Raw genomic sequence first — 19,508 nt, 5'->3', positions numbered from 1 at the left:
GCAGGGCAGGAGAATGCGCACAGGGACTCAGGGAGACAGGTTGCGCCGTCGGCGCGGCCGTACCGGCAACGGCACACGCATGCGCGGTTCGCACTGCGACGCCGTGCCCGGCGGCGGGCGCGTCGACGGCGTTGCGGGAGTATCGGCGGCGGGCGAGGTGTCGAGGGCGCTGCACGACCAGGGCGTACAGCTGGAGCACGACCTGGAGATCGTCGATTTCCTCGCCGAGGAGGTGTCGATCTTCGGCGTCTCCTGCGTCGGCAGCCGCGGCATGGCCGGGGTACGGCCGGATAATTGGCTCGACCGCGAGGTCGACCAGTTCACTCTGCGCGAGGGTATCGCCGAAGTCGGCGGCAACCCTGGCAAACTCGAGAAGCGCGAGGATATCGTGGCCTTCCTCGAACTGCATATCGAGCAGGGCCCGGTCCTGGAGGACGGACATCTCGATATCGGGGTGGTGACGGCAATTGCCGGGATCACCCGCATCGAGCTGGTGGTGAACGGTCGGGCCGACCATGCCGGCACCACCCCGATGGGCTCGCGCCAGGACGCGCTGACCACCGCGGCACGGCTGGTGGTGGGGATCGAGGAACTGGGCACGTTGCTCAGCCAGGGTAAGTTCCATTTCGCCGCCACCGTCGGCGAGTTCTCGATCGAACCTGGGGCAGCGAACGTCGTACCATCGCGGGCGCGGCTGCTGATCGATGCGCGGGCCGAGCGGCGCGAGGATATGGAACGCTTCATCGCCGAACTCGCCGTGCTGGTTAACGCCACGGCCGCCGCGACCGCGGTGGCGATAGAGCCGCCATTGACCATTTCCGACAATTTGCCAACGCCTTGCGACCCGTTCGTGTTTGATACGCTGGACGCGGCAGCCGTGACCGTGGGGGCGCGCCATCGCCGCATGGCATCGGGCGCCGGGCACGACACGGCCTGGATGGCGCGGGTGACCAGGGCGGCGATGATCTTCATCCCCTGCCTCGGCGGCCGCAGCCATGCGCCGGAAGAATATGCCGAAACGGCCGACGTGGCGCTGGGCGCTGCCGTGCTGCTGGAGGCGGTGAAGCGGTTGGATAGGGATTTAGTCGACCAAGATGGCAAGCGACCTTGAAACACCCCACGGCGTCATTCCCGCGAAGGCGGGAAACCAGAGCCGCACGCTCGCTGGCCGGTGGCTTCCCCTGGGTTCCCGCCTTCGCGGGAATGACGCCGGCGGTAAGGTGATCCACCGTGGGTAGAATTCTGACCGAGAAGGATGTGGAAGCCGCGGTGAAAGGCGGCTCCGTCTATGCCGCTGGTGGTGGGGGCTGGGCCGATCATGGCCGCATGCTTGGGCTTGCGGCGGTAAGCGTCGGCAAGCCCGAGCTGGTCGATATCGAAGAGCTGGAGCCGCGCGACTGGGTGGCGACAGCCGCCGCGATCGGCGCACCGGCTTCGACCACGCCGTGGGAGATGCGCGGCGTGGATTACGTCAAGGCCGTGGAGCTGCTCGAGAAGGCGCTGGGCGACAAGGTCCGCGGCTTGATGATCGGGCAGAACGGCAAGAGCTCGACCCTCAATGCCTGGCTGCCGAGCGCCATCCTTGGCACCAAGGTGGTCGATGCTGTTGGCGATATCCGTGCGCACCCGACCGGCGACATGGGCTCGATCGGCATGGCCGGCAGCCCCAAGAAGATGATCCAGACTGCCGTGGGCGGCAATCGCGCCGAGAACCGCTACATCGAGCTGGTGGTGAAGGGCGCGACGGCAAAGATCTCGCCGATCCTCCGCACCGCCGCCGATATGTCGGGCGGCTTCATCGCCTCGTGCCGCAACCCGCTGCGTGCCAAATATGTGCAGCGCAACGCGGCGCTCGGCGGCATCTCGCTGGCGCTGAGCCTCGGCGAGGCGATCATCGCGGCCGAGAAAAAGGGCGGCTCGGCGATAATCGACGCCATCGTCAAGGCGACCGGCGGCACCATCCTGGTGAAGGGCGCGGTGACGAAGAAAGACCTCGTCTACACCAAGGAAGCCTTCGATATCGGCCGGTTCGTGCTGGGGGAGGGCGACAAGGCCGTCACCATCCACACCATGAACGAATACATGGCGATCGACGATGCCGGCGGCAACCGGCTCGCCACCTTCCCCGACGTGATCGCCACGCTCGACGCGGCCGGCCAGCCGCTGAGCGCCGGACAGCTGCGCGAAGGTATGTTCGTCTTCGTGCTGCACGTGCCCAAGAAGGTGATCCCGCTCTCCTCCTCGGTGATCGACCCGGCGGTCTACCCGCCGGTCGAAAAGGCCATGGGGATCGAGCTGGCGAAGTACGCGCTTGATGGGGTGAAGCGGAAGAAGAAGGCTCGGAAGGGCTGGGCTTAGGCCAAGGGTGACTGAAGCAGACGGCCCCCTCCCGGCCTCCCCCATGAAGGGGGAGGTGAAGAGTCGAGGCCCTGTCTTCGATCGCGCCAAGCACGCCGGCAGGGCACCTCCCCCTTCATGGGGGAGGATGGGAGGGGGTCGTCTCGGCCGGCGGTGTGCGCTAGAAACACCGCATGCCAAAACCCAATCCCCGCCATCCGAATTTCCCCATTCCCTCCGGTCCGGTCCTGCGTGCCAAGGGCTGGCGGCAGGAGGCGTTGCTGCGGCTGCTCGAGAATGTCCTCGCCGTTGGTGAGGACCCGGAAAAGCTGATCGTCTATGCCGCACTCGGCAAGGCGGCGCGGAACTGGGCGGCGCATCGGCAGATCGTCGAGACGCTGACCACCATGGACGAAGACCAGACGCTGATCATCCAGTCGGGCAAACCGATCGGGCTGCTGCAGACCCACGCGCAGGCGCCGCTGGTGATCATGGCGAACTGCAACATCGTCGGACAATGGGCCAAGGCCGAGGTGTTCTACGAGCTCGAGAAAAAGGGTCTGATCGCCTGGGGCGGGCTGACTGCCGGAGCGTGGCAGTATATCGGCAGCCAGGGCGTCATCCAGGGCACCTACGAGATCTTCATGCGCATCGCTGAAAAGCGCTTCGGCGGCTCGCTCGCCGGGCGCTTCATCCTCACCGCGGGGATGGGTGGCATGGGCGGGGCGCAGCCCTTGGCCGGGCGGATGGCTGGCGCGGCGATCCTCGATGTTGACGTGGACCCACAACGGGCGGCTCGGCGCAAGGAAATCGGCTATCTCGAGGAGATCGCGCCCGACCTCGATACGGCGCTCGAAATGATTGCCGCAGCGGTACGCGACAAGCGGGCGCTATCGGTGGGGCTGGTCGCCAATGCGGCCGAGGTCTATCCGGAAATCCTCAGGCGCGGCATCATCCCCGATATCGTCACCGACCAGACCAGCGCGCACGATCTCGTTTACGGCTATGTCCCCAAGGGCATGAGCCTTGATGAGGTGAAGCGCCTGCGGGTCGACGGGCAAGGGCAGTTGATGGCGGCGAGCCGTGCCTCGATCGCCGACCATGTGCGGGCCATGCTGGGGTTCCAGGTGGCCGGCTCGGAGGTGTTCGACAACGGCAACCTGATCCGCACTCAGGCCAAACAGGCCGGCGTCGAGAACGCTTTCGATATCCCGATCTTCACCGAGGCCTATCTGAGGCCGCTATTCGCCCGTGCCATCGGCCCGTTCCGCTGGATGGCGCTGTCGGGCGAAGCCTCGGACATCGCGCGCATCGACGACCTCGTGCTCGAGATGTTCCCGGACAACAAAATCGTCACCAACTGGATCCGGCTGGCGCGGCAATACGTGCCGTTCGAGGGGATGCCGGCGCGCATCGCCTGGCTGGGGCATGGCGAGCGGACGGCGCTGGCGCTGGCGGTGAACGCGCTGGTGCGCTCGGGCGAGCTCGCGGGGCCGGTGGCGTTCTCGCGCGATCATCTCGATGCCGGGGCGATGGCCCACCCCAATATCATGACCGAGAACATGAAGGACGGCTCCGACGCCATTGCCGACTGGCCGCTACTCGATGCCATGCTGCTCACCGCCTCGATGGCCGACCTGGTGGTGATCCACTCGGGCGGCGGCGGCTACGCCGGCTACATGACCTCGGCCGGGGTGACGCTGGTGGCCGATGGCACCGAAGCCGGCGACGCGCGGCTGTCGCACGCCCTGACCAATGACACCTCGCTCGGCGTGATGCGCTATGCCGATGCTGGGTACGACGAAGCGGTGGATGAGGCAGAGAAGCAGGGGATCGGGTGGTTTGATCTGCGGGGAAGCTGACTGATAGAGACGGCCCACTCCCGGCCTCCCCCATAAAGGGGGCGGTGAAGAGTCGAGGCTGTCGCTCGATCGTGCCAAGCACTCGATGCGGCACCTCCCCCATCATGGGGGAGGATGGGAGGGGGCCGTCTGCCGGCAGTACGCCCTAGTTCTTCGCCGCCCCGGTCTTGGCCGCCTTGGCCTCGTCGTACCACCACACCGTCGGGAAGCCGATCGAGAACTCCGGCAACTCGTCGGGGTGGCTGAAGCGGTCCCAGCGGGCGATGCGGGATTTGCGCAGCGTATAGGTGGGGACGGTGTAGTGGTGGTTGAGGAGCACGCGGTCCAGTGCCCGGGTGGCGGCGACCAGGGTCTCGCGGTCGTCGGAGAAGATGATCTTGTCGATCAGCGCGTCCACGCCCTTGTCGGCGATGCCGGCATAGTTGCGGCTGTCGTTTTGCGCTGCCGAGGCCGAGCCCCAGAAATCGCGCTGCTCGTTGCCGGGTGAGAGCGACTGCGCCCAGCCGGTGTAGGTCATGTCGAAGTCGCGGTTCTGCACACGCTCGATGAATTGCGGCGAGTCGACGCTACGGACAGTGGCGTTGATGCCCAGCCGCTTGAGATTGGTGACGAAAGCGGCGGCGATCGGCTCGATGGTCGGGCCATTGAGCAGGATTTCGAAGCCGACCGGCTGGCCGGCGGGATCGAGCAACTGGCTGCCTTCGAGCTTGTAGCCGGCGGCCGTCAGCAGATCGAGCGCGGTCCTGAGATTTTGCCGCAGCTTGGTTTGGTCGCCACTCACCGGGTTGGTGTATTCGGTGGTGAAGACACTGGGAGAAACCAGATCCTTGATCGAGTTGAGGATCTCCAGCTCTTCGCCCTGCGGCAGGCCGGAGGACGCGAATTCCGTGCCGTAGAAGTAGCTGTTGATGCGGTCGTACTGGCCGAAGAAGCGCAGCTTGTCGAGTTCCTCAAAGTCGAAGGCATAAAGGATCGCGGTGCGCAGCGCCTCGTTCTGGAAGATCGGCCTGCGAAGGTTGGGAACGAAGCCGACGAGGACACCACTGTCCCGATAATTGTTCTCGAACAGCTCCTTGATCACCTTGCCCTCGGTCATAGCTGGGAAGTCGTAGCCGCCCTGCCAGCGTAGTGCGAGGTTCTCGTCCCACCAGTCGAACTCGTCGCCCTTGAAGCCTTCGAATGCGGCGGTGAGGTCGAGGAAATACTCGTACCTGATGGTCTGAAAATTGTTCTGGCCGATGTTGAACGGCTCCTTCAGCCCCCAATAATTGGGGTCGCGCTCATAGGTGATGGACGCGCCGGGCCGGAAGCTCGCCAGCTTGTAGGGCCCGGAGCCCAGCGGCGGCTCGAGACCGGGCTTTGAGATATCCCGCGGCTTGCCATCGGCACCGGTGCTCTCCCACCAGTGCTGCGGCAGGACCATCAGCTGCCCCATGATCAGCGGCAACTCGCGGTTGCCGGTCTGATCGAAGGTAAAGGTGACTTCGCCGGGCGCGGTCACCTCGGCCTTGGAGACATTGGCGTAGTAGTTCGCCTGGCTGGGGTTCAGCTCGACGACCTTGTTGAACGACCAGACGACGTCCTCAGCGGTGATCGGTTCGCCATCGGCCCATTTGGCGCGGGGGTTCATGCGGAAGCTGGTCGACGAATAGTCGGCCGGATAGCTGAAGGCTTCGGCGAGGTGCCCGTACTGCGTCGATGTCTCGTCGAGCGACTGCTCGGTGAGCGTTTCGTAGATGAGCCCGATGCCGTCGGCCGTCTCGCCCTGCGGCAGGATCGGGTTGAAGGTGTCGAAGCCTCCCATCGACTCCAGCCTTACTTCGCCGCCGATCGGCGCATCGGCGTTCGCGTAGTCGAACTTCTGGAACCCCTCAGGGTATTTGGGTTCTCCGTTGAAGGCGCCGGCGTGGTGCCAAACCTTGTCCTGGGCCATCGCGGGACTGAACGACAGGAGAGCTGCGAGGGTGAGAGCGGCTAGCTTGTGCATGAAGGCCTCCATTCGGGGGAGATCGAGTGCGAGCTTAGGGACGATTGTGGCGGGAATCGAGGGGGGATGCATCAGGTCACCGTCGCCGCGCCGGGGACTGTTTCCACCTTGAAGGCCGCCGCCATCAGCGCCTTGGTGTAAGCGGTTTTCGGGGCCGTGAAGATCTCGCGGGCGGGGCCATGCTCGACCACCTTGCCGGCCTGCATCACCATCACCTCGTTGGCGAGGGCCCGCACGACGCGCAGGTCGTGTGAGATGAACAGATAGGTGAGGCCGTGCCGTCGCTGCAGGTCGCGCAGCAGGTCGATGACTTGCGCTTGCACGCTGACGTCGAGCGCTGAAGTGGGCTCGTCGAGGACGACGAATTTCGGCTCCAGCACCATGGCGCGGGCGATGGCGACGCGCTGGCGCTGGCCGCCGGAAAACTCGTGCGGATAGCGGTGGCGATCGGCGGGGTCGAGGCTGACTTCGGTGAGGGCGCGGATGACCTTTGCGTCGCGCTCAGCGGGCGTCAGCTTCGGCTGGTGCACGCCCAGCCCCTCAGCGATGATCTCGGCGATCGACATGCGAGGGCTGAGCGAGCCAAACGGGTCCTGGAAAACGATCTGCAGCGCCTTGCGCAGGGGCCGCATGCCGGCCCAGCTGAGCTTGTCGATCGGCTGACCCATATAGACGATGCGGCCCTCGGACGAGACCAGCCGGAGCAGGGCGCGGCCAAGGGTGGTCTTCCCGGAGCCGGACTCGCCGACGACGCCCAACGTCTCACCGCGCCGGATGCTGATGTCGATATCGTCGACCGCCTTGATGTGCCCGACGGTGCGGCGCAGCAGGCCGCGCTGGATCGGGAACCAGACACGCAGCTTCTCGGCCGAAACGATGGTCTCGGCGGCGAGGTCAGTGATCGGCGGGTCGCCCTTCGGCTCGGCGGCGAGGAGCTTCTTGGTGTAGGGGTGCTGCGGGTTGGCGAAGATTTCCTCGGTCGGGCCGTGCTCGACGATCTTGCCTTCGGTCATCACGTGGGTGAACGAGGCCATCTTTCGCACGATGCCGAGATCGTGGGTGATGAACAGGATCGCCATGCCGCGCTTCTTTTGCAGCGACAGCAGCAGTTCGAGGATCTGCGCCTGCACCGTGACGTCGATGGCGGTGGTGGGCTCATCCGCGATCAGCAGTTCCGGCTCGTTGGCGAGCGCCATGGCGATCATCACGCGTTGCCGCTGACCGCCGGACAACTGGTGTGGGAAATCGTCGAGGCGGGAGGCGGGATCGGGGATGCCGACTTCGTCGAGCAGCTCGAGCGTACGGGTGCGCGCTGCGGCACGGCTCATGCCACGGTGGACGATGAGGGCCTCGGAGACCTGCCGTACCACACTGTGCAGCGGGTTCAGCGAACTCATCGGCTCCTGGAAGATCATCGAGATGGCGTTGCCGCGCACCGCGCGGATCCCGGGTTCGCCGGCGGCGAGGAGGTCGCTGCCTTTGAAGAGGATGCGGCCGGCAGGATAGCTCGCAGCGGGGGAGGGGAGCAACTTCAGGATCGAGAGCGCCGTAACCGATTTTCCCGAACCGCTCTCGCCGACCAGTGCGACGGTCTGGCCGGGCAGGATGTCGAAGGATACGCCGCGCACCGCATGAACGATGCGATCGTCGGTATGGAAGTCGATCTGCAGGTTGTCGACGCTGAGCAGCGGTTCCGTCATAGCCGCACCGCGAAGGTCTTGCGTGGATCGAACGCGTCGCGCACCGCTTCACCGATGAAAACCAGCAGGATCAGGATCGCGGCAATGACCACAAAGCTCGTGATCGCGAGCCAGGGGGCGAACAGGTATTCCTTGCCCTGGCTCAGCAACTCGCCAAGCGACGGTGAACCGCTCGGCAGCCCGAAGCCGATGAAATCCAGCGCCGTCAGCGTGGTGACCGAACCGGCGACGATGAACGGGGCGAAGGTGAGGGTCGCGACGGTTGCGTTGGGCAGCAGGTGCCGCGTCATCAGCGCGAAGTTCGAGACGCCGAGGGCGCGGGCGGCGGCGACATATTCGAGGTTGCGGGCACGCAGGAATTCGGCGCGCACGATGCCCACCAAAGAGGTCCAGGAGAACAGCAGCAGGATGCCGAGCAGTACCCAGAAGCTGGGCGCGATGACACTGGAGATGATCAGCAGCAGGTAGAGTTGCGGGATGGCGCCGTAAATCTCGAGGAAGCGCTGCCCGGTGAGATCGACCCAGCCGCCGAAGAAGCCCTGGGTGGCGCCGACGGCGATGCCGATGATGGACGAGAAGAAGCTGAGGATCAGGCCGAACATCACCGAGATGCGGAAGCCGTAGAGCAGGCGCGCCAACACGTCGCGTCCCTGATCGTCGGTGCCCAGCCAGTGGTAATTGCCGAGGCTGCAATTGGGATCGTTGACGCCGTGCGGCAGCAACTGGCAGCGCACCTCCACGGATTGCATCCATGACGGAGCGGAGGGCACCGGAACGGAGAGTGCGTCGTCGACGGTGCTGTAGGAAAAGCGGATCGGTGGCCAAACCATCCAGCCATTGGCCGTGATCTCGTCGGCGATAAAGGGGTCACGATAGTTGGTGACGGCGAAGAACCCGCCGAATTTGGTCTCCGGGTATTCGATGAGCGCCGGAAACAGCAGTTCGCCCTTATACGAGGCGATCAGCGGCCGGTCGTTGGCGACCAGTTCGGAGCAGAGCGTCACGGCGAGCAGGACGAGGAAAATCCATAGCGACCACACGCCCCGGCGGTTGGTCTGGAACACCTTGAGCCGCCGCCGGTTGATCGGTGAGAGCAGTGGCGCCGAACGCGCTGCATCGGCGGGGGCAAAAGCCAGAAACGGCGACCGGAAGCCAGGGGCGGTGGCGTGCATCACACTTTCCGGCTTTCGAAATCGATCCGCGGATCGATCCACATGTACATCAGGTCCGAGATCAACCCGAGAATGAGGCCGACCAGCGAGAAGATGTAGAAGGTGGCAAAAACCACCGAATAGTCGCGGTTGATCACCGACTGGTAGCCGAGATAACCGAGCCCATCGAGCGAGAACACCGTCTCGATCAGCAGCGAACCACCGAAGAAAGCGCCGACGAATGCGGCGGGGAAGCCGGCGATCACCAGCAGCATGGCGTTGCGGAAGACATGGCCGTAGAGCACGCGCTTTTCGGTGAGGCCTTTGGCGCGCGCCACGGTGACGTATTGCTTGGAAATCTCGTCGATGAACGAGTTCTTGATCAGCATCGTGGCGGTGGCGAAGGCGCCAAGCGCCATGGCGGTGATGGGCAGGGTGATGTGCCAGAGATAATCGAGGATCTGGCTGTACCAGGGCAGGCTTGACCAGTTCTCCGAGACCAGCCCTCGCAACGGGAAGATATCGAGGAAGTTGCCGCCGGCGAACAGCACGATCAACAGCACGGCGACGACGAAATCGGGCAGGGAGTAGCCGACGATGACGATGGTGGAGGTGCTGACGTCGAAGCGGCTGCCATCCCTGACCGCCTTGGCGATGCCCAGAGGGATCGAGATGCCGTAGCTGAGCAGCGTCATCCATAGCCCGAGCGTAATCGACACCGGAAGCTTCTGGATGATCAGGTCGATGACCGGCACGCCACGCGAGTAGCTGTCGCCGAAATCGAAGCGGACATAGTTCCACACCATGGTGAAGAAGCGCTCGAGCGGCGGCTTGTCGAAGCCGAACTGCTTTTCGATGCGGGCGAGGATCTCGGGCCGGATACCCTTTGCCCCGCGGTAGGTCGAATTCTCGTTCTGGTCCGTGGACTTGACGACGTTCTGGCCGGCGAAATCGCCCTCGGCATTGCCGATGACGCCCTCCGAGACGCTGACCGACTGGCCGCTCATCTGCGCAATGTAGTTCTCGACCGGGCCGCCGGGCGCAAACTGGGTAATGACGAAGGAGACTACCAGCATCCCGAACATGGTGGGGATGATCAGCAGCAGGCGTCTCAGGATGTAGGCGCCCAATGGCGGCTCCAGTCGTCCGGGGTCAGTTCAAGCTAGCAACGCAGCACTGTGGGCCGGAATGCGGCAAATCACCAAGGAGTGAATGTCACGGGCGCACCGCGAAATAGACGCCGGCGGCATCGCCGACCGCGAAGATGCGGTCGCGTGCCACCGCGTACTCATCACCCTTGAGGTGCTCGAGCATCAGTGGCACCTCGCGCGGCAGGCGGTTCAATTCGGCGAGGTAAGTGCGATAGTCGAGCACGCCCTCGCCGATCTGCACCTCGTCGAGATGCAGCGCCGCCTGGTGATGCAGCTTGATATCCTTGGCGTGGCACGACACCACCCATGGCCCAAGCTTATCGAAGCACTCGCGGATCAGCGCGCCGTTATCGAAGTAGACCCGCGGCGTCATGATGATGTTCACCGGATCGAAATGCGCGCCGAACATCGGTCGGTCGATGGCGCGGATCAGCTCGACATAGCTGTCGACGCTGTCGGGCAGCGAGTATTGCATCATCTCGAGCGCGAATTTGGCGCGGGTCGGCTTCACTGTATCGAGCAGGTAGCGCACGGTTTCGACCGAGGCGTCGAATGCCTCGGGGCCCATGTTCTCGGCGGCCGGTGCGTAGTCGGTGCCGGCGCGGAACGAGCCGATATAGCTGACGGCGCAGCCGGCGCCGACCGCATCGGCGATGGCGAGGCGCTCGACGGCGTAGGCGAGGTTGGCCTGGCGCACTGCTGCATCGGGCGAGACGAGGTTGCGCCAGATGCCGATCTCGGCCAGCACCACGTTCTCGGCGGCAAACGCCTGCTCGATGGCGACAAGGCGGTCGCGATCATCGAGCCTCACCTCCGGCACATAGGCGGCGCCATAGCCGAACTCGCGATGCGCCCGGGCGAAGGCATAGGGATCGTCGCTGCCGATCGGCAAACCGTGACCACCGAGCCGGATGGCCATCAGACGTGGTTCCGCCAGCTGTGCTGCGGGTTGTAGTCGAGCAGGCGCCGAGCCTTGTCGATCGACAGCAGCGTGCCGTTCTGGCTGAGCTCGCGCTTATGCGGCACCTTGGGGAATACCTCGGCCATCAGCGACATGTTGGAGCGGCTCATCACCGTATCCTGATTGGCGATGATGAAGGCCTCGAACCCCTTGAACTCGGCCTCGATACCGCGGCGCACCGCCTGCGCCCCATCGCGGGCGTCGATATAGCCCCAGAGGTTCCATTTGCGCAGTTTCGGGTCAGCGTCGAAGGTCGGAAACGCCTTGTAGTCTTCGATATCCATGACGTTGGAAAAGCGCAGGCCGACGATCTTCAGCTCCGGATCCCAGCGGCAGAACTGCGCCGCCATCGTCTCGTCGAGCAGCTTGCCGAGCGAATAGGCGGTCTCCGGGCGCGGGAAATACTCCTCGTCGACCGGAACGTAGGGTGGCGGCGCTTCGAAGGGCAGCCCGAGCACGGTTTCGCTCGAGGCGAAGATGACGTTCTTGACCCCGGCAAGGCGGCAGGCCTCGAACACGTTGTAGCTGGTCGGCACATTATTGGCGACGGTGCGGCTGTTGGCGAAGAGGCCGGGGGCCGGGATCGCCGCCAGGTGCACCACGGCGTCGAATGGGCCGCGCCGCTCATCGACGCCGCCGAGCACCGCCTGCGCCACCTGGCCGAAATCGGTGAGATCGATGCGGACGGTCGGGCAGATCGGGTCCTTCGGCAGGGTCTGGTCGACGTTGAGCACGGAATAGCCGTTGGTCACCAGGTCCTTGAGCACCGCCCGCCCAAGCTTGCCGCTGCCGCCCGTTACCAGAACCTTGGCCATTCTCGTCCTCCCGAAACTGATTTGCATAAAGCCTAGCACGGGTTGGGGCCATTCTGTCACCAGCCTGAACGCACCCGTCAGTACCGGTTCAAAGCCGATGGCGCACCCTCGTCTCCAGCGTCAGGAGGCGGATGGCTTCATCGCGATCCCCTCAATTGGAAAAGGACTAAGACGAGCGGGCCAACCCCCGCCGCCTCACATCAGGAGACTGAAATGACCAAGCTCGCTCTTGCCGCGACATTCGCGGTTGCCATGCTGACTTCGTTTTCTGCTATTCCTGCCAATGCTCAGGCCAACATCCCCCCAAGAGAGCCGTGTACCGCTGGCCCGAACTGTCCCAGCCAAGGTGGCGGCAGCGATCCCTATTGCGGCGATCAGCTCGGCGTGCTGAAGCGCGTGATGCCAGCCGAAGTGCTCGGTGTCGACAGCCACTATCGCGTCTGGATCACCGAGTTCTGCACGTCCGGGACGCTGATGCGCTCCGACGGCAACGCCGCCTACCTGCGCACCGCCATCGCCAAGAACGATGTCCTCACCGACGTGTTGACCGAGCGCGGCTTCCATGCCGACGACGTTTACGCGGTCAAGATGATGGGCGACGACACGATCAACCTCTACGTCCACGATTTCGGACGCTGATCCAATCCCTTGGTGCTAAACTGACGCCGGATCGACCGCGAGGTCGCCCGGCGTTTGTGCATTTCCGCGGCCTCCACGGCCGCAGCCAACCACAGGAGACCGCCAGATGAAGAAGCTCATGCTGGCCGCGCTTGCTGCCATCGCGCTTGCGGGGTCGATGATGCCCCCGGCACTCGCTACCGCCCTTCCGGTCGAGAAGGATGACGATGTCTGCGATGACTACCTCGGCGTGCTGAAGCGTGTCACGCCCGACGACATTGCCGGGGTTACCGAGCAGCAGCGCGTCTGGGTCACGGAGTACTGCCCCGGCCGCTCGATTCTGCGGGCCGAGGGCAATGCCGCTTCGGTGCGATCGGCAATCGGTGGCAACGAGGTATTGGCCGCAGCGCTGCGCCAGAAGGGCTACTCGGCCGGTGACGTGTTCGCAGTCAAGATGATGGGCGATGACACCGTCAATCTCTACGTCCACCGCTAGACCAGGCTAGATCCAGCGCACGGTCCGGGCTCGGGCGGCTAGATCGTCGATGACGTGACCCGAGCCATAGTAATGATCGAAGGGCGGGAACCCACCAGGTTCCCGCCCTTTCCTTATTGCTGCCGTGACATTGCCTTGCCGATGAATGCTGTCTGAACGGCAGGCTCAGTAGGGGTTCAATCGGCCACCGGCATATTCGGGACAACAGAACGAAACCCGGCCCCCGAAAGGATGCCAAGATGAACAGATCCCATGAGAAGCTGCTGGTTGCGACCCTCGCCGGTCTGATCATCGCCAGCGCTGCCGTTTTCGCCGTTCAGCCCGCCATGGCCGCTGGCTATGACGTCGAGAGCCCCGCTCACATCGTCGGTGTGAAAAAGTGGGACACCCTCAACGTCCGCAAGTGGCCCGCCTCCTATTCGCAGAAGATCGGCGAGTTCGAGCCCAAGAGCTCGGTCTGGGTCGAACGCTGCATCATCGCCCCGCAGGGCGGCTCCGATTGGTGCCTGGTCGAACAGCAGGACACCAAGGGCTGGGTGAACGCCAAGTTCCTGAAGCTGGCCTACGACTGGGACATCTGATCCCCAAATTTCCAGCCGCGTTGCTCCAAACAGCGCGGCAGGCTCCTACGACGACCCCGACGACCTCCCATGCACACGTGCCTTGACTGACCTCCAAAACATTGACTTCACGGCCCGGACGCGTTCCCTAGGAACCTCCGGGCCGTTTTCTTTTCCGAGAGTCAGTTTTGGACGCCAATCCCATCCTCATCGAGCAGACCCGCGGCAACTTCGTCGAGAACCGGCACCGCGGCGCCTTCGTGCTGTCCGACGCCGAGGGCAATGTCATCGCCGCCGCCGGCGACATTTCGCGACCGGTGTTCCCGCGCTCGGCGATCAAGTCGATGCAGGCGCTGGCCATGGTGACCTCGGGCGCTATCAACCGCTTTGGCCTCAGCGACGAGGAGCTGGCGCTGGCCTGCGCCTCGCACCACGGCGAGGATGTGCATGTCGAGGGCGTGACGCATTTTCTCGGTCACATCGGGCTTGCCGCCGGCGACCTCGAATGCGGCGCGCACCAGCCGAGCAACGGCAAGGCGCGCGAAGCGCTGCGGGCGCACGGGCTGGAGCCGAGCCAGTTACATAATAACTGCTCGGGTAAGCATTCCGGCATGCTGAGCGTCGCGAGGGCGCTGGGGGTCGACACGCATGACTATGTGACCCGCGGCCATCCGGTGCAGGTGGCAGTGCGTAAGGCCGTCGAGACGGTGATCGGCGAGCCGCTGAGCGAGGATCGCTGCGGCACCGATGGCTGCTCGATCCCGACCTGGGCGGCGCCGCTTTCGGCCTTTGCCCGCGGCTTCGCCCGGATGGCGACGGGAATCGGGCTGCCTGAGGATATCGGCGGCGCCGCGTCACGCATCTTCGATGCCGCCACCACTCACCCGCTGCTGGTCGCCGGGTCCGGCCATCTCGACACCCTGGTGATGGAGGCCTTCGGTGGTCGCGTCATGCAGAAGGGTGGCGCCGAGGGCGTGCAGTGCGGCGCCATCCGCGACAAGGGCTGGGGCTACGCGCTGAAGATCGACGACGGCAACATGCTGGCGAGCCAGACGCTGGTCGCCAACCTGCTGCTGCGCTTCGCTGACCCAGACGCCGGCCAGCGCGCCGTGCTGGAAAAGTTCGCCCGCCAGCTGGTGCGGAATGTCCGCGGCTTTGAAGTGGGCGAGATGCGGGCCGCCTGACCAAAGGACGCGCTGCCCGGCGACGTCCAATACCCATAGCAGCAGCTTCGGAGACCCGCATGCGCCGTGCCGTCGTGACGATCGTTGCCTCGATCCAGCTCTGCGGAGGGGCGCTCGCTGGATCGGCCTACGTCCCGCCGAAGGTTTCGCCGGCGAAGACCGTCGAGGCTCCCGCCGAGCTGCGCGCGGCGGCGACCGAACTGTTGCACGCGGTAACCGCCAAGGATGTCGACGGCATCGGCAAATGGCTGGCGCCGAAACTCTCGATCGTCACCGGCACCCTCGATCTTTCCATACCGCGCGGCAGCAAACTTGAGGGGCCGTGGGAGAGCGCTAAGTCTCAGGTCGCCGACCTCGGCAACAGCACCGGTGGGGACTGGGACCTGCCGCCGAATGTCGATATCGGGGCGTTCCTGACCAAAATGGAACTCGATTTCATCGGGCAGTCGCTGACCGACGGGCAGCCCTGGGGCACCGACGCGGCGGTGAAGGGCGCGATCTGTACCTATGCGCTTGGCAAGGTCGACCCGGCGGCAGTGAGGCGCGCCGCCAGGGCGCTGGATACGAGCGGCGACAACTTCGTCGGCGTGAAGCGCGAGATCGAGCTGTTCGAGACAATGGGCGAGAACGGCACGCCAGTCGGCAAGGTGGTCCCGGGGCTGCTCTTTGCCATTGACTATGACGCCGAGACCTCGACCGGATGGACGGCGTTCCACCTGCCAGAAGGTGGCGTCGGTTTCGGTCAGGCCAGCGGCGACGATTTCGATCGCCCATACGCCTCCGGCCTCTGTTTCAAGCAGCAGGTGTCGGGAGAGTGGGTCGTGGTGGCGCAGGCTTCGACGGGGCTTTAGCCAGTCACCGAGTTGTCCGCCAGCGTGACGTGCGGGTACTTCGCAGCGTCCTTCACCAGGTCTTCGACCACCACCGTGTCCCATTCCAGCCCGACAATGGCGTGGTCGAGCGGCGCGTTGACGATGTTGCCGGTGATGGTGACGGGCCCGGGGGAGGGGTTCTGCACCACGCTGACGCCGATGCCGGTGCTGGTGGCGTAGAGCACGTTGTCGGCGATGATCACGTCGCGCAGGAAGGTGCCGCGGCCGGCGAGGATGCCGATGCCGGGGACGTTGTCGATGCTGTTGCCCGAAATGCTGGTTTCCGCCTCGGCATAGATACCGAACGGCCGGGTGTCCGGGTTGACCTCGGAGCGCGAGCGGATGTTGCGCACGATATTGCCGGAGCAGACGGCGAGCCGTCCGCCGGTATCGAGGTTGGTGATCGAGATGCCGGCCGCAGCGCCATCGACGATGTTGTTGGAGATCACCGAGCCGGAGAAGGCGAACTCGGAGAAGATGGCGACCTCGCCCGAGTTGCGGCAGACATTGCCGGTGACGGCGACGTTGTTCGTCGAGTTGAGCCGCACCGCGGTGAACATGCAGTCGGCGATCTGGTTGTTGGCGACGATCACGTCATTGCAGCGGAAGACATTGATGCCGTTGCCGTTCTGACCGTTGCCGCCATTGGTGGCGCCGATGCCATTGATGGTATTGCCGGTGATGACAGTGCCATCGTGGCGGGGCTTGCTGCCCCAGATCAGGAAACCGCCATTGCCGCACTTGCTGACGCGGTTGGAGGCGATGTTGAGGCCCCGGCCGTCGACCGAAAAGATCGCGGCGAGCGCATGGCCGGTAAAATCGCAATCCTCGATGTCGGCCCCGGCGTCACGCACCGCGAGGCCGTTGGCGGCGCCGCCGACGAATGCGCAATTGCTGAGGGTGACATGGTCGCTCGCCTCGATCTCGACCAGCCCGCGATCGGCGCCGCTCGGGCCGCCATTGCCGCGGGTAAAGGTGAGGCCGGAAAAGCTGACATGGGCGCTGCCGGCGACGCGGAACACTGGTGCATCGCCCGCCGCAGCGAGGATAGTGCCCCCGGGGATACCCGAGATCACCACGTTGCTCGGCACCTGCAGGTTCTGCACGTAATAGCTGCCCGAACCGAGGAACAGCGGCCGGCCTTCCTCGGCGGCGCGCAGCAGCGCCTCCTGCATCGGACCGCTCTGATCCTCGAGGCTGCCCGGCACCAGGTTGAGCGCCGTCGCATCGAGCGATTGCGCCCGCACCCCGCCGGCAAGCGGCAGGGCGACGAGGCCCGCAAGAATGTGACGGCGGTTCATACGCATGAAGAAGAGTGTAAGGGCGTAAGGGGGCGTTTGGGAATTGCCGAATCCCGCGCCTTCCCCAAGCTATATGGGATTGAATCCAACCGTACCGACACCCAATGGGACCAGGTTTCTACCCGGTGATGGCGGCCCTGCGAGCGGTCTGGCATCAAGTCAGCAACGGCCGCTTTCATTTGGCAGCCCATGTCCCCGCCGCTATAGAGTCCGCAACCGGCTATCGAATCCTGCGAGGCGTCATGCTCCTTCCCGACAAGATCTATCTCGGCCAAAGCACCCGGCCGGAGTACCTGGCGCTGAAATACGGCAACCGGCACGGGCTGGTGACCGGCGCCACCGGCACCGGCAAGACGGTGACGCTGCAATCGATCGCCGAGGGCTTTTCGGCCGCTGGCGTTCCGGTGTTCGCGGCCGACATCAAGGGTGACCTCTCGGGCATCGCCAATATGGGCAAGATGCTCGACTGGCAGGTGAAGCGGGCCGAGGAGATCGGCTTCACCGACTACGCCGCGGCCAAGTTCCCGGTGATCTTCTGGGATCTGTTCGGCCGGCAGGGCCATCCGGTGCGGACCACCATCTCCGAGATGGGCCCGCTGCTCCTGAGCCGCATCCTCGACCTCAATGACACTCAGGAAGGCGTACTCAACATCGCCTTCAAATATGCCGACGATAACGGGCTGCTGTTGCTCGACCTGAAGGACCTGCGTGCGCTGCTGGTGGAAATCGCCAACAACGCCAAGGACATCTCGGTGCAGTACGGCAATGTCGCCTCGGCCACGGTGGGCGCGGTGCAGCGCTCGCTATTAGTGCTGGAGCAGCAGGGCGGCGACCAGTTCTTCGGCGAGCGGGCGCTCGACATCGGCGACCTGATGCGCACCACCGCCGACGGCAAGGGCTATGTCTCGATCCTCGCCGCCGACGAGTTGATGCGGGCGCCGCGGCTCTACGCGACGTTCCTGCTCTGGCTGATGTCGGAGCTGTTCGAAGTGCTGCCGGAAGTCGGCGATCCAGAAAAGCCCAAGCTGGTGTTCTTCTTCGACGAAGCGCACCTCTTGTTCGATGACGCGCCCAAGGCACTGGTCGATAAGGTCGAGCAGGTGGTCAAGCTGGTACGCTCCAAGGGCGTCGGCGTCTATTTCGTGACCCAGAACCCCGTCGATATTCCCGATGCGGTGCTGGCGCAGCTGTCGAACCGCGTGCAGCACGCGCTGCGCGCCTATACGCCCAAGGAGCAGAAGGCGGTGCGCATGGCCGCCGACTCATTCCGCCCCAATCCGGCTTTCTCTACCGCCGAGGCGATCACCCAGATGGGCACTGGCGAAGCGCTGGTTTCGGTGCTGGAAGACAAGGGCGTACCCTCAGTGGTCGGCCGCACCCTGATCCGGCCGCCTTCGGGGCAGGTGGGGCCGCTGCTGCCGGAAGAGCGCCGTGCGGTGATCGCCAATTCACCGGTGGCCGGGGTCTACGACACCGTTGTCGATCGCGAGTCGGCATTCGAGGTGCTGACCAAGAAGACCCAGGAGCGCCAGGCGAGCGAGGCGGAGGCCAGGCAGACCGAGCTCGACGCCAAGCAGGCGCAGGCCGACGCCAAGGCCGCGGCGGCGCAGGAACGCGCCGAGCGTGCCGCTCAGCCGCGCCGTTCCACCCGGCAGACGCCGACCGAAGCGGCCATCACTTCGTTCAGCCGCACCATGGCGAACGGGCTCGGCAAGGCGCTGCTGCGCGGCATCCTCGGTGGCCTCACCCGTGGCCGCTAACGTCGCGCAGAACAATCCGGCGCTGGCGGTGTTCGCCTCGGACAAGGGACCGGGTGACGCCGAGCGCAGCTCGATCATGTCGCAGGCCGGCACGCTGCTGGCGCGGCACGGAGCGCGGATCATCTGTCTCGCTGACGAAACGCTGGACAACATCCCGCTGATCACCAGCGCCCGCGCCGCGGGCGGCTAGGTGCTGATCGTCGCCGACGCGGCATTCCAGGCGCCGGCGGCGCTCGCCGAGGTGCCGGTGGAGCGGATCGATGATCCCGAGGCGCGGATCAAGCGCGTCGGCGAACTGGCCCAGGGCTTTGTCGGGCTGCCGGGCTCGCTGGCTTCGGCGGCGGCGCTCTATCGCACCTGGGTGCGGGCCGGCGCCGGCGCCGGCGGCAAGCCGGTGGTGCTGCTCAACCACCACCGGGCCTTCGAGGCGATGCGCGGCATGGCGACCGACATCCTCAGCCACTCGGTAAGCCACGCCGACCGCGTCGTGGTGTTCACCGACAATGTCGACGATCTCTGGAACAAGGTGGCCTGGGCACTGAACGTGACGGCCTAGGGCAGGCACGCTCTCCAAACCACACGCGATGTCATCCCCGCGCCGGAGCGGGGCTGTCGCATATGGAGAGTCACCGGCCTCTCAGTGCTCCTCCACCTGTCTCTTATCCCCATCTGACGCTGCCGACGAGCGCCCTACAGTTCGTCTCGACGCTCACCCCTTCTCTCTAACTGCATCTCAGTGCTCATAGTTAGCTT

General features: G+C 65.0%; 18 protein-coding genes. 11 read left to right on the top strand and 7 right to left on the bottom strand.

All coding sequences use genetic code 11. From position 1 onward, the window contains the following. The 3 genes from VW23_RS26095 to VW23_RS26085 form a co-directional block, all read left to right on the top strand. Positions 1 to 1,111: Zn-dependent hydrolase (locus VW23_RS26095; RefSeq protein ID WP_141728506.1), on the top strand; the 1,111-nt coding region annotated here is incomplete at its 5' end. Positions 1,112 to 1,230: 119 nt separating this feature from the next. Then, positions 1,231 to 2,358 (top strand): thiohydantoin desulfurase, encoded by a 1,128-nt coding sequence (locus VW23_RS26090; protein WP_069912400.1) that lies wholly within the window; start codon positions 1,231 to 1,233, stop codon positions 2,356 to 2,358. A gap of 173 nt (positions 2,359 to 2,531) precedes the next feature. Then, positions 2,532 to 4,199 carry a thiourocanate hydratase gene (locus VW23_RS26085; protein WP_069912399.1) on the top strand — a complete coding sequence of 556 codons (1,668 nt, stop codon included), beginning with the start codon at positions 2,532 to 2,534 and terminating at the stop codon, positions 4,197 to 4,199. A 145-nt stretch (positions 4,200 to 4,344) separates the two neighbouring features. Here the strand turns inward: VW23_RS26085 and VW23_RS26080 are convergent, their stop codons facing one another. From VW23_RS26080 to VW23_RS26055, 6 genes are all read right to left on the bottom strand, one after another. After that, positions 4,345 to 6,186, bottom strand: a complete 1,842-nt coding sequence (locus VW23_RS26080) for an extracellular solute-binding protein (RefSeq protein WP_244513738.1) — start codon at positions 6,184 to 6,186, stop codon at positions 4,345 to 4,347. A gap of 71 nt (positions 6,187 to 6,257) precedes the next feature. Further along, complete coding sequence (locus VW23_RS26075; RefSeq protein ID WP_069912397.1) at positions 6,258 to 7,886, bottom strand: ABC transporter ATP-binding protein; 1,629 nt, start codon at positions 7,884 to 7,886, stop codon at positions 6,258 to 6,260. Further along, on the bottom strand, positions 7,883 to 9,058 hold the full coding sequence (locus tag VW23_RS26070; protein ID WP_084646499.1) for an ABC transporter permease: 1,176 nt from the start codon (positions 9,056 to 9,058) through the stop codon (positions 7,883 to 7,885). Before VW23_RS26070 ends, VW23_RS26075 begins: the two co-directional genes overlap by 4 nt. After that, on the bottom strand, positions 9,058 to 10,167 hold the full coding sequence (locus VW23_RS26065; RefSeq protein WP_069912396.1) for a microcin C ABC transporter permease YejB: 1,110 nt from the start codon (positions 10,165 to 10,167) through the stop codon (positions 9,058 to 9,060). The genes VW23_RS26070 and VW23_RS26065 overlap by 1 nt, the downstream gene beginning before the upstream one ends. An 85-nt stretch (positions 10,168 to 10,252) precedes the next feature. Further along, the gene (locus VW23_RS26060; protein ID WP_084646498.1) at positions 10,253 to 11,107 is read right to left on the bottom strand and encodes a sugar phosphate isomerase/epimerase family protein; all 855 of its coding nucleotides are present in this window, start codon (positions 11,105 to 11,107) and stop codon (positions 10,253 to 10,255) included. Beyond that, positions 11,107 to 11,964, bottom strand: coding sequence for an NAD-dependent epimerase/dehydratase family protein (locus tag VW23_RS26055; RefSeq protein ID WP_069912395.1), 858 nt, complete (start codon positions 11,962 to 11,964; stop codon positions 11,107 to 11,109). The genes VW23_RS26060 and VW23_RS26055 overlap by 1 nt, the downstream gene beginning before the upstream one ends. Positions 11,965 to 12,177: 213 nt before the next feature. Between VW23_RS26055 and VW23_RS26050 the strand changes: the two genes are divergently transcribed. The 5 genes from VW23_RS26050 to VW23_RS26030 all read left to right on the top strand — a co-directional run bounded on the left by VW23_RS26050 (position 12,178) and on the right by VW23_RS26030 (position 15,673). After that, the gene (locus VW23_RS26050) at positions 12,178 to 12,603 is read left to right on the top strand and encodes a hypothetical protein (protein WP_069912394.1); all 426 of its coding nucleotides are present in this window, start codon (positions 12,178 to 12,180) and stop codon (positions 12,601 to 12,603) included. Between the two features lie 106 nt (positions 12,604 to 12,709). Then, positions 12,710 to 13,078, top strand: coding sequence for a hypothetical protein (locus VW23_RS26045; protein WP_069912393.1), 369 nt, complete (start codon positions 12,710 to 12,712; stop codon positions 13,076 to 13,078). A 239-nt stretch (positions 13,079 to 13,317) separates the two neighbouring features. Further along, positions 13,318 to 13,659, top strand: a complete 342-nt coding sequence (locus VW23_RS26040) for an SH3 domain-containing protein (protein WP_069912392.1) — start codon at positions 13,318 to 13,320, stop codon at positions 13,657 to 13,659. A gap of 167 nt (positions 13,660 to 13,826) precedes the next feature. Next, complete coding sequence (locus VW23_RS26035; RefSeq protein ID WP_069912391.1) at positions 13,827 to 14,822, top strand: asparaginase; 996 nt, start codon at positions 13,827 to 13,829, stop codon at positions 14,820 to 14,822. Between the two features lie 59 nt (positions 14,823 to 14,881). Beyond that, positions 14,882 to 15,673 (top strand): hypothetical protein, encoded by a 792-nt coding sequence (locus VW23_RS26030; RefSeq protein WP_069912390.1) that lies wholly within the window; start codon positions 14,882 to 14,884, stop codon positions 15,671 to 15,673. On the opposite strand, the gene VW23_RS26025 is transcribed toward VW23_RS26030, so the two are convergent. Beyond that, entirely contained in the window at positions 15,670 to 17,001 is a 1,332-nt protein-coding gene (locus VW23_RS26025; RefSeq protein WP_084646497.1) for a TIGR03808 family TAT-translocated repetitive protein, read from the bottom strand. The two genes, VW23_RS26030 and VW23_RS26025, sit on opposite strands and share 4 nt — an antisense overlap. A 236-nt stretch (positions 17,002 to 17,237) precedes the next feature. Here VW23_RS26025 and VW23_RS26020 point away from each other — a divergent pair, with 236 nt between their 5' ends. The 3 genes from VW23_RS26020 to VW23_RS26010 are packed head-to-tail and all read left to right on the top strand — an operon-like array spanning position 17,238 to position 19,311. Further along, positions 17,238 to 18,755, top strand: coding sequence for a helicase HerA-like domain-containing protein (locus VW23_RS26020; RefSeq protein WP_069912388.1), 1,518 nt, complete (start codon positions 17,238 to 17,240; stop codon positions 18,753 to 18,755). After that, positions 18,745 to 18,945, top strand: coding sequence for a hypothetical protein (locus VW23_RS26015; RefSeq protein ID WP_069912387.1), 201 nt, complete (start codon positions 18,745 to 18,747; stop codon positions 18,943 to 18,945). Before VW23_RS26020 ends, VW23_RS26015 begins: the two co-directional genes overlap by 11 nt. After that, on the top strand, positions 18,946 to 19,311 hold the full coding sequence (locus tag VW23_RS26010) for a hypothetical protein (RefSeq protein WP_069912386.1): 366 nt from the start codon (positions 18,946 to 18,948) through the stop codon (positions 19,309 to 19,311). Positions 19,312 to 19,508: the final 197 nt, after the last annotated feature.

Source organism: Devosia insulae DS-56 (genome assembly GCF_000970465.2).
Classification (GTDB): domain Bacteria; phylum Pseudomonadota; class Alphaproteobacteria; order Rhizobiales; family Devosiaceae; genus Devosia_A; species Devosia_A insulae.
Note: the sequence above shows the minus strand (reverse complement) of the source record. Positions and strands in the feature narration are given on the sequence as shown.